Raw genomic sequence first — 15398 nt, 5'->3', positions numbered from 1 at the left:
ATCACGCCTTTCACTTAATTAGGGATTCAGGAGAGAAAAATGTCAGCATCGTTTTACCAGAAAATTACTGAGCAGTTGGAGCAAACCCGTTCCGAAGGATTATTCAAAAGTGAGCGTATCATCACTTCTGCGCAGGATGCCAATATTGCGGTTGCTGAAGGTAATCAAGTCATTAATTTTTGTGCTAATAACTACTTAGGCTTGGCCAATCATCCTGACCTGATTGCGGCTGCAAAAGCAGGCATGGATAGCCACGGTTTTGGTATGGCATCCGTTCGTTTTATCTGTGGTACGCAAGATTCCCATAAAGAATTAGAAAATAAGATTGCTGAATTTTTGGGTATGGAAGATGCCATTCTGTACTCCTCGTGCTTTGATGCAAACGGCGGTCTGTTCGAAACCCTGTTTGGGCCAGAAGATGCCATTATCTCTGATGCCTTGAACCATGCCTCCATCATTGATGGCATCCGTTTATGCAAAGCAAAACGTTACCGTTATGCCAATAATGACATGCAAGAATTAAGAGCACAGTTGGAAAAAGCACAAGCAGAAGGTGCGCAGAATATCCTGATCGCAACTGACGGGGTATTTTCAATGGACGGTGTCATTGCTGACCTGAAATCCATCTGTGATTTGGCTGATGAATTCGGTGCACTAGTCATGGTGGATGATTCACATGCGGTTGGCTTTGTTGGTAAGCATGGTCGTGGCACACATGAATACTGTGATGTTATGGGACGTATTGACATCATCACCGGTACGCTTGGTAAGGCGCTGGGTGGCGCATCCGGTGGATATACTGCTGCGCGTAAAGAAGTTGTTGAATGGTTGCGCCAGCGTTCACGTCCATATCTGTTCTCTAACTCGTTAGCTCCAGCCATTGTTGCCGCATCGATCAAAGTGTTGGATATGTTGAAAAATGGCGATGATCTGCGTGAGCGTCTCTGGAAAAATGCGAATTTGTTCCGTGAAAAAATGACGGCAGCCGGTTTTACTTTGGCAGGAGCTGACCATGCCATCATCCCTGTTATGTTGGGTGATGCGAAACTGGCACAGGAATTCGCCGCAGAACTATTGAAAGAAGGGATTTATGTGATTGGTTTCTTCTATCCGGTTGTTCCTAAAGGTCAGGCACGTATTCGAACCCAGATCTCAGCCGCTCATACGGAAGAGCAGATTGAACGTGTGGTGGCTGCATTTATACGTATTGGCAAACAATTGGATGTCATTGCTTAAGGTTTCATTATGAAAGCATTATCTAAATTAAAACCAGAAGAAGGTATCTGGATGACCGATGTGCCCACACCAAAACTTGGGCACAATGATGTGATGATCAAAGTCCGTAAAACTGCCATTTGTGGAACGGATGTTCACATCTATAACTGGGATGATTGGTCGCAAAAAACGATCCCTGTCCCGATGGTGGTCGGGCACGAATATGTCGGTGAAGTCGTTGCGATTGGTCAGGAAGTCAAAGGATTCAAGATTGGTGATCGCGTATCCGGTGAAGGCCATATCACCTGTGGTCACTGTCGTAACTGTCGTGGCGGGCGTACCCATTTATGCCGTAATACCACTGGAGTTGGTGTAAACCGTGAAGGAGCCTTTGCTGAATATCTGGTTATTCCCGCATTTAATGCTTTTAAGATCCCGGACAATATACCCGATGAGCTGGCTGCGATTTTTGATCCATTTGGCAATGCAGTACACACTGCGCTGTCTTTTGATCTGGTGGGGGAAGATGTACTGGTATCAGGCGCTGGCCCTATCGGGATTATGGCAGCAGCGGTGTGTAAGCATGTTGGTGCTCGTCATGTCGTGATTACGGATGTCAATGAATACCGTCTTGAGCTGGCTCGCAAAATGGGGGTTACCCGTGCCGTGAATGTCAGCAAAGAAAACCTGACTGATGTCATGGCAGAGCTGGGAATGACAGAAGGTTTTGATATCGGTTTGGAAATGTCAGGAGCACCGCCAGCGTTCGGTACTTTGCTCAATACCATGAATCACGGTGGACGTATTGCTCTGTTGGGGATACCGCCTTCGGACATGGCGATAGATTGGAATCAGGTCATCTTTAAGGGATTATTTATCAAGGGGATCTACGGACGTGAAATGTTCGAAACTTGGTACAAGATGGCGGCGTTGATCCAATCTGGTCTGGATTTATCCCCGATTATCACTCACCAATTTTCGGTTGATGATTACCAGAAAGGTTTTGATGTCATGCGTTCAGGGCAATCTGGCAAAGTTATCTTAAATTGGGATTAAAAATTGGTGCAGGTGTCTTTGGTTTTTAGGACGCCTGTTTGATCGGCTTTTGGTGGTTCTCCTGATTTACTTGCCGCTTTGTTTTCCGTTGTTTGTTTTACTTCTGGCTTGCCTGAATCCTGTATTGGATGGTTGCCCAAGCGTTTTTGCATGTATCGATTTAAGGCATTAAAGATGACATTGTCAGATAATGCCTTTTTTACCATCTTGAGATATTCCAATTGAGTGGCTGGTACAGGTGGTTCATGGGGTTTTACGCACTTACGTACAGTTTGATGAGCGTTTTTGACTATCGGTAGACCTAACAACATACTGGGTGTTACCAGTGCAATATCATCAGGTAATGTTGCAATTGCTTGCTGTAAGGCGCGTATAGTCGTGGGATGTGGATGCCCAATTGCAACGGCAGAACCGCGTTTACGGGCGAGGGCTATCGCACGGTTAAGTTGATGCCGTGTTTCGGCTTCGGTTTGGATATTATCCAAAAACACATTTCGACGGATCACAGGAACCGTGCTTCCCATTGCCGCTTTGGTGACCTGTGTATTACCTATTGTCACACTGTCCAGAAAATAGAGATGGTGATGGGATAACACTTGCATTACCTTTTCCATGCCACCGAAATTAGATGTCATTGCACTGCCCATATGATTATTCATACCAACAGCATGGGGAACTTTCTGTATCGCATCTTGAATAATACGAGCAATTTCGTTTCTGCTCATGGCTGGATGGAGTGTATTTTTTTCCAGCGGTTGTTTGCTTAATGGTGCCATAGGCAAGTGGATTAAAATCTCCCGCCCTTGTTGATGAGCCTTTTCTGCTATTTTTCTGCCGTACGGGGAGTTAGGTAGGATTGCGATAGAAACCGCAACCGGCATTTGTAAGATTTTGTTTTCTTCACTAACACGATAGCCAACATCATCAATGATGATGGCTAAACGTGCAGCTTGTACATTTAAAGTCAATAGCAATGTCGTGAAGAATAGCAGTATCCAAGATAAAAGAGTCAATGCATTAACCCGCTTTATTAATCGATACCGCATCTTCACCATGCTTTGTTCCTGTCCTATTTCCCTAACCACGGTAATGGGTTAACAGCTTGTCCTTGACGGCGGATTTCGAAATACAGTGAAGGCTGTTGTTGCCCGCCGCTGCTGCCAACCAAAGCTATTGGCTGGCCAGCCCGAACCTGTTGCCCAACACTGACCAATGTGCTCTGGTTATAACCGTAAATGCTCATATCGCCTTTACCATGTTCGATCACGACAACCAAACCATAGCCTTGCAGCCAGTCTGCCAGTAATACACGTCCATCTGAGATTGCCCTGACTTCTGTCCCTTCTGCTGCTGAAATAACAATCCCTTTCCAGCGAAGTTCACCTTGTATCGTTTCACCAAAACTATGGATGACACGACCGCGTACTGGCCAGATTGCTTGGCCTGCAGGGCGTCCAAGACCGCCAGTTCGTGCCATGAGAGCACGTTCTTCTTCTGTTGGTTTATAACTGGAACCTTTTTGTTGAGCTTGTTTTTGTTTAGCAGCAACTTGGGCACGAACACGAGCTGCTTCACGTGCCTCACGTTCAGCACGCGATTTGGCTTCTCGCTCAGCTTTGGCAATTTTGTCTCTCAATCTGGTTTCATTCTGCCGAAGTTCTGCCAGGCTTTGTTGATCTTTTTTCAATGAAGATTCAAGAACCGTTAATGTCTTATGCCGCGCAGTGCGGGCAGTTTCCATCTTTTGCTTTTGCTGCTTTTGGCTGGTCAGTATCGCTTTCTGTTCACTTTGTTTTTCGAGTTGCAATTTTTTTTGCTGGTTGAGTTCTTCAGTTGTTTTTTGCAGTGTGGCGATAGCTTCCTGACGTGCCTGATTCAAGTAACTGTAATAGGCGAGAATACGTTCTTTTCGCTGATTTTCTTGTCCATTGAGCAACAACTCTAGGCCCTGATGATTTCCTTGCCGGAATGCAGCATTCAATTGGTTGGCAAGTAATTGACGTTGCTCCTTTTGCTGTGTTTGCAGGCGTTTGATATTGGCATTTAACGATGAAATGTCGTTTTCTAGTTTATTTAGACGAGTCTGTGTTGTGTGTAGTGAGCGTCCCACTTCTGAGATAGTACTTTCTTGTTCTTTTAATTGGTTAAGCAGATCTGTACGTTGTTCTTGTTGCTGTTTTACACTTTTCTCTTTCTCAGCAATATTCTGCTGAATATCTTTGAGCTGATTCTTATTCTCTGAAATTGGATTGGCGAAAGTATTTGTACTGAAACTGATAAAGGTGAACAACAAGGCACAGAGTTTTAACACTCTGATTTTATTTTGCAGTTTGTATTGCCTTTGCCGATTCTTACGGCTCTTGAGATCCTTATTTTCAGCCATCTTATTGAGTACCCTGCTGCTACATAGCGCCTGATTATTTCATGAGGAATTGCACCTGACCAGAGAACAGATTGTTTTTTATTATTAATATAAGTTTTAGTTAATTTAGTCCATTTATTGTCGAAAATCCTGCCTTGAACCAGTGTTACATGAAATATTTTATTGATGTATGACAATCAAGTCGTTCTCGGTATGTTTTTTAATTTTTCTCGAAACTCTCCGCAAAATCTGCATTGTATTGATGCTAATTGGCTGTAATTGATGCAACACACAGGTATACTCTTCTACCTTAGATATTTGTTATTAACTAACGGGAGTTGTTGCCCTCCATGCTGCAAGAAATCATGCAATTTATTAGCCGGAACACGATCCTGAGCCTTGTCTGGATTGCATTGCTGGTGGCTGTCATTGTCATGACGGTAAAAAGTGTGTTCTCCAAGAGTAAAGAGATCACCCGTGCTCAGGCCATCCATTTCATCAACAAGGAAGAAGCTATCGTCGTGGATTTACGCTCCCGTGACGATTTTCGCAGAGGGCATATTATTGGTTCCGTTAACCTGACGCCATCTGAAATTAAAGACAGCAATTTAGGTGAGTTGGAGAAACATAAAAAACAGCCTGTTATCGTAGTTTCAGCGAATGGGCTGGAATCCAGAACACCAGCGGAAAATCTGGTTCGTTTGGGCTTTGAGCAGGTCTATTCCCTGAAAGAGGGAATTGCTGGTTGGGCGGGTGAAAATCTGCCATTGGCTCGTGGCAAGAAATAAAGAACTTAGGTGCAAGTAGTATGCTTGCATTCTTGAAAAGTTTAGTAAGGACATCAGAAAAAGGTAAACATTATTATGTCAGAACAAAACAACACAGAAATGGCTTTCCAGATCCAGCGTATTTACACGAAAGATATTTCTTTCGAAGCACCGAAAGCCCCTCAGATTTTCCAGCAGGATTGGCAGCCGGAAGTTAAATTGGATCTGGACACTGCTTCCAGTGAATTGGCTCAGGGAGTTTATGAGGTTGTTCTGCGTGTTACCGTCACGGCGACATTGGAAGAAGAAACAGCGTTTTTGTGTGAAGTTCAGCAAGCGGGTATTTTCTCTATTGATGGTATTGAAGGAACCCAGTTGGCACATTGCTTAGGTGCATACTGCCCGAACATCCTGTTCCCATACGCCCGTGAATGCATCACCAGCTTGGTAAGTCGTGGTACTTTCCCACAACTGAACCTGGCTCCTGTTAACTTTGATGCCTTGTTCATGAATTATCTGCAACAGCAGGCTGAATCTCAGCCTAATGAGGCTGCACAGGAAGCCTAATGAATACTGCTTCTATGACAGTAATCGGTGCCGGTTCATACGGCACCGCTTTAGCCATTACGTTGGCTCGCAATGGGCATGATGTTGTGCTTTGGGGGCATAACCCTGAGCACGTCAATGCGTTGCAACAAGCGCGTTGTAATCAGGCATTTTTACCGGATGTTGCTTTTCCTGATAGCTTATTGGTTGAATCCAACCTAAAAAGTGCTATTTCAGCCAGTTGTAATATATTGGTAGTGGTTCCCAGCCATGTTTTCGGTGATGTCTTACAGCAGATAAAACCATATTTACAACAGGATAGCCGCATTGTTTGGGCTACCAAGGGGCTTGAAGCGGAAACTGGGCGCTTATTACAAGATGTAGCCCGTGAGATATTAGGTGATGAAATTCCCTTGGCTGTAGTTTCTGGCCCGACATTCGCAAAAGAGTTAGCAGCAGGTTTACCAACAGCGATTGCTGTTTCTGCCACAACGCCTGAGTTTAGTGAAGAACTTCAACAGTTTTTCCATTGTGGCAAAAGCTTTCGAGTCTACAAAAATCCGGATTTTATTGGTGTGCAGCTCGGTGGGGCAATAAAAAATGTTATTGCAATTGGTGCAGGGATCTCTGATGGTATGGGATTTGGAGCTAATGCTCGCACGGCATTGATCACCAGAGGGTTAGCCGAGATGAGCCGTCTTGGCGTGGCGTTGGGGGCAGATCCTTCTACATTCATGGGAATGGCTGGATTGGGTGATTTAGTCCTGACCTGCACTGATAACCAATCCCGTAATCGTCGTTTTGGCATGATGCTGGGAAAAGGTATTGGTGTTGATGAAGCACAACGTGAGATTGGGCAAGTTGTTGAAGGATACCGCAATACTAAAGAAGTCCGTGCTTTGGCGGAACGAACGGGCGTTGAAATGCCTATCACAGAGCAGATCTACCAGATACTGTATTGCAATAAAAATGTGATTGAGGCTGCCCAAACATTATTGGGAAGGGCTACAAGAGAAGAGGGAGAACGCTCTCACTCTTAAGTAAAATGGGAATGCTGATATGTCGCGATCAGAACTTAACGAAGTCTGGGAAAATATAAAAAATGAAGCGAAAGCTCTGGCAGATTGTGAACCCATGTTAGCCAGTTTTTTTCATGCGACATTACTCAAGCATGAAAATCTTGGTAGTGCCCTAAGCTATATGCTGGCAAATAAGTTAGCATCACCGATTATGCCTCCCATTGAAGTCAGAGAAGTCGTTGAAAATGCATACCGCAGTGATCCTAAGATGATTGAATCGGCAGCCTGTGACATCAAAGCTGTACGACTGCGCGATCCGGCAGTAGATAAATATTCGACCCCATTGCTCTATCTTAAGGGCTTCCATGCACTACAGGCTTACCGCATTGCACATTGGCTGTGGAAACAAGATCGCAAAGCATTGGCAATCTATCTGCAAAACCAGGTTTCAGTTTCGTTCGGGGTTGATATCCATCCTGCAGCGAGGATTGGTTGTGGCATTATGCTAGATCATGCAACTGGAATTGTGATTGGTGAAACAGCGATTGTTGAAAATGATGTTTCCATTCTGCAATCTGTGACGCTTGGTGGTACGGGTAAAACGGTAGGGGATCGACACCCGAAAGTACGTGAAGGGGTGATGATTGGTGCGGGAGCTAAGATCCTCGGTAATATCGAGATTGGCCGCGGTGCAAAAATTGGGGCAGGATCGGTGGTATTAAGATCGGTTCCACCTCATACCACAGTGGCGGGTGTACCGGCGAGGATTGTTGGTAAACCGGAAAGTGAGAAGCCATCGCTGGATATGAACCAGCATTTTAATGGTATCAATAATGGATTTGAGAATGGGGATGGGATTTGAAATTCTGTTCTTTTCTTATGAGCACTAATAGATAGGACATTCAGCGCATAATCCGTGCTGAATGTCCTATTAATCTTAATCCCGCAATAACGCACCTGGATAGCCTAGTTGCCGCCATGCTTCAAACACAACCACTGCGACAGAATTGGACAGATTCATGCTACGGCTATCTGGCAGCATGGGAATTCTGATCTTCTGTTCAGGTGGCATGTTATCTAATACATAAGACGGCAAGCCACGAGTTTCCGGGCCAAACATTAAGTAATCACCATCACGATAACTCACATTACTGTGCGCCGGAGTACCTTTTGTGGTTAAGGCAAACAGACGGGCTCCAGAAGGAGACTGTGAATTGACGGAACTAAGCCCTTCACTTTCCAGGAAAGCGTTGTAATCGTGATGTTGTTTGATATTAGCAAATTCATGGTAGTCCAACCCTGCACGACGCAGGCGTTTGTCATCCCATGTAAAACCCAAAGGTTGAATGAGATGAAGCTGACAGCCTGTGTTGGCACACAAGCGGATGATATTGCCTGTATTAGGCGGGATTTCTGGCTCGAATAGGACGATGTTTAGCATAGCATTCTAGTGTTTATTCGAAGTAGTTCAAAGGTAATATTGTTTATACCATTGAATAAATTGTTCCACTCCGTCCGATATATTAGTAGAAGGTTTATAGCCAGTTGCTTTAAATAGATCTTCAGTATCGGCCCACGTTGAGTAAACATCGCCAGGTTGCATTGGAAGCATGTTTTTAATTGCTTTAATACCTAAGCTGTTTTCTAAAGCGTTAATATAATCCATTAAGTTGACTGGGGAGCCATTACCAATATTATATATTTTATAAGGCGCTGAACTATTTGCCGGATTGCCGATTTTGGGTGTCCAAGAATTATTAGAAACAGGTATAACATCAGAAATTCTTGTAATACCTTCAACAATATCATCGATATATGTAAAATCACGGCTCAATTGACCATTGTTATAAACATCTATGGGTTCGTGGTTCAATATTGCTTTTGTAAACTTGAATAGAGCCATATCTGGTCTTCCCCATGGACCATAAACAGTAAAAAATCTCAGTCCAGTCGTCGGAAGACCATATAGGTGAGAATAACTGTGAGCCATTAACTCATTAGCTTTCTTTGTTGCGGCATATAGTGAAACTGGATGATCCACTGAGTCGGAGGTGGAGAATGGAAGTTGATCATTTAAGCCATATACAGAACTTGAGGATGCGTATACTAAATGATCAACACTATTATGGCGACAACCTTCAAGGATAGTTAAGAATCCAAATAGATTACTTTCAGAATAAGAGTAGGGATTAATTAAAGAATATCGTACACCAGCTTGAGCAGCAAGATGAATAACACGATCAAATTTATTATTTGTAAATAGTTCTTCAATTGAATTTCTATCAGAAACATTCATAAATATGAACTTGAAATTATTAAGGTTAGATAAAACTTCTAACCTTGATTTTTTCAAAGACACATCATAATAATCATTGATATTATCAATTCCAATAACATGATTACCATTTTTTATAAGTTTTTTTATTAAATGAAAACCAATGAATCCTGCTGCACCTGTGACTAAATATTTCATAATAATCCAGATATTATAGTTTGAATAAATTAATCATTTCCAAAAAGATCGCGTGAATATACTTTAAATTCTACGTCTTTTAAATCTACAGACATGCGATTTGAAATAATAACGTCAGATATAGTTTTGAATTCATTTAAATCACGGATTAGTCTGGAATTGAAGAAGTTGTCTTCTTTCATTTCAGGCTCAAAAATTACGACCTCAATACCTTTAGCTTTAACTCGTTTCATTATTCCTTGAATTGAAGAAGCTCTGAAATTATCCGAACCTGATTTCATAATAAGACGATAAACGCCAACTATTTTGGGGTTTTTACTGATGATAGAGTCGGAAATAAAGTCTTTACGCGTTCGATTAGCTTCTACAATTGCTCCAATAATATTATTTGGTACTTCCTGATAATTCGCCAATAATTGTTTCGTATCTTTTGGAAGACAATAACCACCATAACCAAAAGATGGATTATTATAATGATTACCAATGCGTGGATCTAAGCATACACCTTCAATGATTTGGCGTGAGTTTAATCCTTTAGCTTCAGCATAGCTATCAAGTTCATTAAAATAAGCTACACGCATAGCAAGATAAGTATTGGCGAAGAGTTTTATCGCTTCGGCTTCAGTTGAGTTGGTAAAAAGAACAGGAACATTTTTTTTGATTGCACCTTCAATAAGAAGATTGGCAAATATTTTTGCTCGTTCTGAACGTTCACCGACAACAATTCTGGATGGATAGAGGTTATCATAAAGAGCACGGCCTTCACGCAAGAATTCAGGTGAGAAAATGATATTATCAGTTTGATATTTCTCTCTCATTTGTTTGGTAAAGCCAACTGGAATGGTTGATTTGATTACCATCGTTGCAGAGGGATTGTATTCTAATACATCTTCAATAACAGACTCTACTGATTTGGTATTAAAATAATTAGTTTTTGGGTCGTAATCTGTAGGAGTAGCAATAATGACAAAAGTTGCATCTTTATATGCAACTTTTCTATCTAAAGTTGCTGTGAAATCTAGTTTTCTACTTCTCAAATATTGGTCTATTTCAGCATCATAAATAGGTGATTTTTTATTTTTGAGTGATTTTATTTTTTCTTCATTGATATCTAAGGCAATTACTTTATTCTTCTGAGAAAGAAGAATTCCATTTGAAAGACCGACATACCCAGTACCAGAAATTGTTATTTTCATATATCCCCCGATTTTTTCTTTAGATTATTATATTTTGTGTAATGTTTTAAAATTCCTTTTAAAATATATATAGAAAGGCAATAAATAGCCTTTATTATATTAAGGTTTGCTATTTTTTTTAGAACATAAAATTGTTTTTTTATTTCTTTTATTTTGTTGGCGGATAGGCTGTTTTCAGATATTCTATAATAAGCTAACGTTCCTGGGTATTTTTGTGCAATGATATTTTTGTCTTTCAAAATTGTTAACCATGTGGCCAGATCTTCTTTAGGTGATAATGGAATTGTTATATCAGATATTTTTTTTCTATCGATCATTACGGTTAAACAACCAATATCACAAGATAGGCAAATATCAGCGAAGGATACTCTATGTTTAGCCTTGAATTCCCCTAGTTTATTTAATATATTATCTTTAAATATATAGTAATCTCCATATGAAAATGAAACTTTATTTTTTCTCATAAATTCTAATTGAATTTTAAGCTTAGATTCATGCCAAATATCATCGGAATCTAAAAAAGCTATATAACGTCCTGTGGCTAATTTAATGGCCTCTCTTCGTGAGATTGCAGCACCATTGTTTTTTGAAAAACGGAGTAATTTTATTTTTTTATTATTAATTGAGAATTGTTCGACTACTAGGCATGATTTATCTGAAGAGTTATCATCAATAATAATTAACTCCCAGTCTTCAAAGGTTTGGTTTAATACTGAGGTAATGGTTTTCTTTATATATTTCTCTGCATTAAACATTGGGGTTATAATAGAGATGGTAGGCATAGTAACTCACTTGAATAATGCGTATCTTATAAATGATAAAAGTTTTTTCTTTTTTATTAATAAGATGGTTTTTTTAAAAATAAATAATATAGTTAATATTAGGCTTAATTTTCTAAAAATCCTATCTAACATTTTCCTTTTTGCAATTATTTTTTCTTTTGTACTATAGAAATCAACTCCAGAAGATATGTTAGGATGGGCTGATGCAATAATATTAGTTTGATAAACAGAAAAGTTTGCTTTTATAGCATCTGTAATGAATATGTATTCTTCGCCTGATGGAAGTTTTGTGCCCAGTCCAAAACTTTCGTCAAAAAGTATTTTTTCTTTGATTTTTTTTCTAAAACTGATATCTATTGAATGAATTTTAGCAGAGGATATTATATTATGTTTATATTGTTTTATATTATATGATGATGTTTTATTTTTTGCAGTTGTATGATTTAATATTAATATATCATATGATGTGTTTCTATAACTGTTTATTATTTTGTCATGGGTGCTTTCCAATATTTCCACATCATCATCCATAATCCATAAAATATCACCAACAGAGTTTTTAAGAGCGATATTTCTACTTTTACTAAGCCCTATAGTGTTACTCTGTATATACCTAACATTATTATTTTTTAATTTTTCTAAAAAATACTTTTCATATACTCCTATTTTTTCATGAAGAGTAATTTGATGAACTATTAAATAAATATATTTTTCATTAATTTTTATATCAAACAGTCCATCATTTAATGTGGAAATCAATATCTCAATTCTCATTTCTTTAATATACCCAGAATAGAATTCATATATTTTGTTAATATTACTTCATGGTTATGTCGCTCTAAAATCACTTTCTTGGTATTTGCTTTGTAGTCATTTGATAATATATCGTCTAGATTTTTGCTTAGATTTATACTATCACTAATCTCAATAAGTTTTCCATAACTACCATATCCCAATACTTCTGCTGAAGCTCCTGGGCTGTTGGTACAAATGACGGGAATGTCTAGAGCCATAGCTTGAAGTAAACTATTTGGCATTCCTTCATAAAGTGATGCAAGAATGAAACAATCAGCTTGCGTTAGTAAGTTAAATGGGTTTTCCTTAAATCCTAAAAATGAAACATGTTCTGATAATCCTAATTTATTAGAAAAATCTTTTAGTTGTTTTTTTTCAGGGCCATCTCCAATAGCATAAAAATGGAAATTATTATTTTTTTCTTTGTATAATGCTAACGCTTCTAATATGGTTAAATATCCTTTAGATTTATATAGCCTTGCAATAGAAACTATATTTTTTCTAGTTTTGTTAAACTCTATATAATCCTCATTCTTAATTAATGATAATTTATGTATATAATCCATATTAATTGGATTATAAATTACACTTATGTTAACATTATTTTTCCCTATAAAAGAGATTATATCTTTCTTCATATGGTTGGATAATGCTATGATTAAATCTGCTTTGGGATATAAGTACTTTACTAAGATTTTTTTTATTTGTTGTAAGATGTTTTTTTCTCTACTAAATTCAGAACTTAAAGTATTAGCTTCTCTAATAACGATTTTAGTCTTAGATAATGTAATTATCTTGGCTAAGATAGAGATTGCATTATTCTCTTTTAGAGTTGAAAATAATACATCAGGTTTCTCTTTGAGTAGAAATTTTGATATCGGCATCAGAGAAAATAGTGTTTTTTTGCAATTTAAATTCAATATATTTATTCTTGAGTTTATTTTACCTTTTAAAGGGCCATGAGTAGATGCTACAAGGAAGTATATTTTTGCATTCAGATTATTTTCTGCAATAAAATTAGCTATACTTACTGTCACCGTTTCAGCACCACCTTGCATAAAATTTGGTAAGAAAAATGCAATTTTAGTCATGTCATATCCTTTATATATAGTCCTTGCATTCACATAATAAGTGCAACACCGTTATAAACGAAGTAAACGAGTGGGTATTCCTTTAAATAGCTCATCCGGTGTTTTATAATCTCGAATTTTCCGAGGGCGTTTATTTAATCGATTGGCGACGAGATTTATCTCCCGCTCTGATACCTGATTAAAATCGGTTCCTTTTGGGAAGTAATCTCTGATTAGTCCATTGGTGTTCTCATTGATTCCTCTTTCCCAGGGGGAATAAGGGTGGGCAAAATAAATCTTGGACTCTAAATTTTTACTGATGAGTTCGTGTTCGGCAAACTCCAATCCATTATCAAAGGTGATGGTTTTAACCTTTTGTTTTATATTTGATAAATTCCTTTTTGTCGCTTTTGCAACACCTTCCGCTGTTTTATCTTCAAGTTTAATGATGACAGTAAATAACGATTTACGTTCAACTAAGGTTAATAATGCACTTTTATGATCTTTTCCAACGATAGTATCCCCTTCCCAATCACCAATACGCTGCTTTTTATCAACAATTTTTGGGCGATGCTCAATACTGATTCTATTTTTGATTTTTCCTCTGCGCTCATCACTTCCATAGCGTTTACGATACGGTTTTTTAGCAATCCTAAGGTGCTGCCATAAATCACCACCATTAATTTTATCCTTATAAATCAATCTATACACGGTTTCATGATGCAAGGATATTATCTTCTCCCTTTTAAGATAACCGACGGTTTGTTCAGCGCTTAAATCTTGCCAAATTAACTGCTTAATCCACTTTGTTATCTCCGGTGTCACTTTGACGGCTTTTACCGCAGTACGGCGGCGCTCTGAAGCTTTAATTTGGGCTTGTTTAGGGCAGTATTTCTGGGCTTCCCGGTTTCTTTTCAATTCGCGGCTAATCGTTGATGGGGCTCGATTAAGCGACGTTGCAATAAAACGTTGTGTAAAACCGGCTTCTTTTAAACTGAAAATCTGATATCTTTCTATTTCGGTCAGTTGCATATAGGCCATAGTGCATTTTCCTTTGGCGAGAAAGATGCCTACTATAGCAACTGACCGCCTTTCTCAGAAATTGCGCTTATTAGTCGAATCCAAGGTCAATTAAATAAATAGCTATTATATATATACTCATTTTTTGCAAAAATGGTTACTTTTAATAAGTATGGAATTAAACAGTATAATATTATACAATATGATTCTATCTTTCTCTCTCTATGTTGGTAATACTTTATTAAATAATAGTTAGGGAATAAAATGAAAAACCAAAAATAACTTGATATTCTCGATAGTAATCCTATATTCATACCCATTAAAAATGACCAATACGTTAGTGAAAAAATAAAAATGCAGAAGTCGAAATAGTTACTATTTTTTTCTTTGTAAACAAAGAAAAAAAGAAATATTAGAGGCAAATAATAAACTTTTGTTAGAATATTTATCAATTCAGTTGGTTCTGCGTACTTGCTCTTAAGATAGAAAGAATAATTAGGGCTTATGTGATCTATAATATTTGGGGCTAGCTTTGTAAGGTAAAAATATAAGGGTATGCATAATAAAAAGAGTATAAAATTGTACCTTCTAAGGTATAAATAAAACCATCTGAGAGGGTAAAAAATAAAAAATATGAATGCGGATAAATGGAAGCTCATGGAAATTATGCATCCTATGAGGAAACTTATATACTTTTTTTCAAAAATTAGTAGTGTTAAAAACGGAAGTAGAGTTAATGCTGCATACTGTCTAATTCCATTTAGTTGGTTGTGATATATATTTGAAACAGTAAAAAATATAAGAAAAAAAATCCACAAAGTAAATCCCATTCTCCCTATTCTTTTTAAAAAATGAAATATGAATATTGATTGGAAAAACGAAAATAATAAAAATATAGATTGTGCTGGCATATTTAAATAATATAATATCTTGTTGGCGTAAAAAAAATATACTCGCCTGAATTATAATATTTATCGATAAGCCATTGATTATTATATATATTAATATAGGAAAAATAATCTGAACCAATATTATACTGTAGCCCGGCGGTTAAAAAATAAACCAAAAAAGGGATGAGTAATAATATGAAATTATCT

At 38.2% G+C, this 15398-nt stretch carries 15 protein-coding genes and 1 pseudogene; 6 read left to right on the top strand and 10 right to left on the bottom strand.

The window, feature by feature from the left end; translation table 11 throughout:
- Positions 1-39: 39 nt before the first annotated feature.
- Both kbl and tdh read left to right on the top strand, forming a co-directional pair.
- Positions 40-1236, top strand: a complete 1197-nt coding sequence (gene kbl, locus Xish_RS07795; protein WP_099117380.1) for a glycine C-acetyltransferase — start codon at positions 40-42, stop codon at positions 1234-1236.
- A gap of 9 nt (positions 1237-1245) precedes the next feature.
- Positions 1246-2271, top strand: coding sequence for an L-threonine 3-dehydrogenase (tdh, locus tag Xish_RS07790; RefSeq protein WP_099117379.1), 1026 nt, complete (start codon positions 1246-1248; stop codon positions 2269-2271).
- On the opposite strand, the gene Xish_RS07785 is transcribed toward tdh, so the two are convergent.
- Positions 2268-3326 carry a divergent polysaccharide deacetylase family protein gene (locus Xish_RS07785; RefSeq protein ID WP_099117378.1) on the bottom strand — a complete coding sequence of 353 codons (1059 nt, stop codon included), beginning with the start codon at positions 3324-3326 and terminating at the stop codon, positions 2268-2270. The genes tdh and Xish_RS07785 overlap by 4 nt on opposite strands.
- 14 nt (positions 3327-3340) lie before the next feature.
- Positions 3341-4654, bottom strand: coding sequence for a murein hydrolase activator EnvC (gene envC / locus Xish_RS07780; RefSeq protein WP_099117377.1), 1314 nt, complete (start codon positions 4652-4654; stop codon positions 3341-3343).
- A gap of 329 nt (positions 4655-4983) precedes the next feature.
- On the opposite strand from envC, the gene Xish_RS07775 reads away from it, so the two are divergent.
- The 4 genes from Xish_RS07775 (at position 4984) to cysE (ending at position 7827) form a co-directional block, all read left to right on the top strand.
- On the top strand, positions 4984-5421 hold the full coding sequence (locus tag Xish_RS07775) for a rhodanese-like domain-containing protein (RefSeq protein WP_099117376.1): 438 nt from the start codon (positions 4984-4986) through the stop codon (positions 5419-5421).
- Positions 5422-5496: 75 nt separating this feature from the next.
- Positions 5497-5967 (top strand): protein-export chaperone SecB, encoded by a 471-nt coding sequence (secB, locus tag Xish_RS07770; RefSeq protein ID WP_099117375.1) that lies wholly within the window; start codon positions 5497-5499, stop codon positions 5965-5967.
- Positions 5967-6986, top strand: a complete 1020-nt coding sequence (gene gpsA / locus Xish_RS07765; protein ID WP_099117374.1) for an NAD(P)H-dependent glycerol-3-phosphate dehydrogenase — start codon at positions 5967-5969, stop codon at positions 6984-6986. Before secB ends, gpsA begins: the two co-directional genes overlap by 1 nt.
- A 19-nt stretch (positions 6987-7005) precedes the next feature.
- The gene (cysE, locus tag Xish_RS07760) at positions 7006-7827 is read left to right on the top strand and encodes a serine O-acetyltransferase (RefSeq protein ID WP_099117373.1); all 822 of its coding nucleotides are present in this window, start codon (positions 7006-7008) and stop codon (positions 7825-7827) included.
- Positions 7828-7902: 75 nt separating this feature from the next.
- Here cysE and trmL read toward each other — a convergent pair whose 3' ends face one another.
- From trmL to Xish_RS19370, 8 genes and pseudogenes are all read right to left on the bottom strand, one after another.
- Positions 7903-8406 (bottom strand): tRNA (uridine(34)/cytosine(34)/5-carboxymethylaminomethyluridine(34)-2'-O)-methyltransferase TrmL, encoded by a 504-nt coding sequence (gene trmL / locus Xish_RS07755; protein WP_099117372.1) that lies wholly within the window; start codon positions 8404-8406, stop codon positions 7903-7905.
- Positions 8407-8433: 27 nt separating this feature from the next.
- Positions 8434-9438, bottom strand: coding sequence for an NAD-dependent epimerase (locus Xish_RS07750; protein ID WP_099117371.1), 1005 nt, complete (start codon positions 9436-9438; stop codon positions 8434-8436).
- Positions 9439-9467: 29 nt separating this feature from the next.
- Positions 9468-10634: a nucleotide sugar dehydrogenase gene (locus Xish_RS07745; RefSeq protein WP_099117370.1), complete on the bottom strand. Its 1167-nt coding sequence runs from the start codon at positions 10632-10634 to the stop codon at positions 9468-9470.
- Positions 10631-11416: a glycosyltransferase family 2 protein gene (locus tag Xish_RS07740; RefSeq protein WP_099117369.1), complete on the bottom strand. Its 786-nt coding sequence runs from the start codon at positions 11414-11416 to the stop codon at positions 10631-10633. The genes Xish_RS07745 and Xish_RS07740 overlap by 4 nt, the downstream gene beginning before the upstream one ends.
- Positions 11417-11422: 6 nt before the next feature.
- Positions 11423-12190, bottom strand: coding sequence for a glycosyltransferase (locus Xish_RS07735; protein ID WP_099117368.1), 768 nt, complete (start codon positions 12188-12190; stop codon positions 11423-11425).
- On the bottom strand, positions 12187-13302 hold the full coding sequence (locus Xish_RS07730) for a glycosyltransferase (RefSeq protein ID WP_099117367.1): 1116 nt from the start codon (positions 13300-13302) through the stop codon (positions 12187-12189). Before Xish_RS07730 ends, Xish_RS07735 begins: the two co-directional genes overlap by 4 nt.
- Before the next feature lie 51 nt (positions 13303-13353).
- Entirely contained in the window at positions 13354-14322 is a 969-nt protein-coding gene (locus tag Xish_RS07725) for an IS30 family transposase (protein ID WP_099117366.1), read from the bottom strand.
- Between the two features lie 86 nt (positions 14323-14408).
- A pseudogene (locus Xish_RS19370) lies at positions 14409-15236 on the bottom strand (EpsG family protein); the annotation flags it as partial.
- Positions 15237-15398 lie beyond the last annotated feature (162 nt).

Origin of the sequence: Xenorhabdus ishibashii (assembly GCF_002632755.1) — a bacterium.
GTDB lineage: Bacteria > Pseudomonadota > Gammaproteobacteria > Enterobacterales > Enterobacteriaceae > Xenorhabdus > Xenorhabdus ishibashii.
The sequence above is the reverse complement of the archived record's forward strand: the minus strand, read 5'-3'. Positions and strand labels throughout refer to the sequence as shown.

Bases quoted from the DNA above. Each gene is read 5' to 3' on its own strand.
- kbl (WP_099117380.1), top strand. From the start codon at position 40: ATGTCAGCATCGTTTTACCAGAAAATTACTGAGCAGTTGGAGCAAACC.
- tdh (WP_099117379.1), top strand. From the start codon at position 1,246: ATGAAAGCATTATCTAAATTAAAACCAGAAGAAGGTATCTGGATGACC.
- Xish_RS07785 (WP_099117378.1), bottom strand. From the start codon at position 3,326: ATGGTGAAGATGCGGTATCGATTAATAAAGCGGGTTAATGCATTGACT.
- envC (WP_099117377.1), bottom strand. From the start codon at position 4,654: ATGGCTGAAAATAAGGATCTCAAGAGCCGTAAGAATCGGCAAAGGCAA.
- Xish_RS07775 (WP_099117376.1), top strand. From the start codon at position 4,984: ATGCTGCAAGAAATCATGCAATTTATTAGCCGGAACACGATCCTGAGC.
- secB (WP_099117375.1), top strand. From the start codon at position 5,497: ATGTCAGAACAAAACAACACAGAAATGGCTTTCCAGATCCAGCGTATT.
- gpsA (WP_099117374.1), top strand. From the start codon at position 5,967: ATGAATACTGCTTCTATGACAGTAATCGGTGCCGGTTCATACGGCACC.
- cysE (WP_099117373.1), top strand. From the start codon at position 7,006: ATGTCGCGATCAGAACTTAACGAAGTCTGGGAAAATATAAAAAATGAA.
- trmL (WP_099117372.1), bottom strand. From the start codon at position 8,406: ATGCTAAACATCGTCCTATTCGAGCCAGAAATCCCGCCTAATACAGGC.
- Xish_RS07750 (WP_099117371.1), bottom strand. From the start codon at position 9,438: ATGAAATATTTAGTCACAGGTGCAGCAGGATTCATTGGTTTTCATTTA.
- Xish_RS07745 (WP_099117370.1), bottom strand. From the start codon at position 10,634: ATGAAAATAACAATTTCTGGTACTGGGTATGTCGGTCTTTCAAATGGA.
- Xish_RS07740 (WP_099117369.1), bottom strand. From the start codon at position 11,416: ATGCCTACCATCTCTATTATAACCCCAATGTTTAATGCAGAGAAATAT.
- Xish_RS07735 (WP_099117368.1), bottom strand. From the start codon at position 12,190: ATGAGAATTGAGATATTGATTTCCACATTAAATGATGGACTGTTTGAT.
- Xish_RS07730 (WP_099117367.1), bottom strand. From the start codon at position 13,302: ATGACTAAAATTGCATTTTTCTTACCAAATTTTATGCAAGGTGGTGCT.
- Xish_RS07725 (WP_099117366.1), bottom strand. From the start codon at position 14,322: ATGGCCTATATGCAACTGACCGAAATAGAAAGATATCAGATTTTCAGT.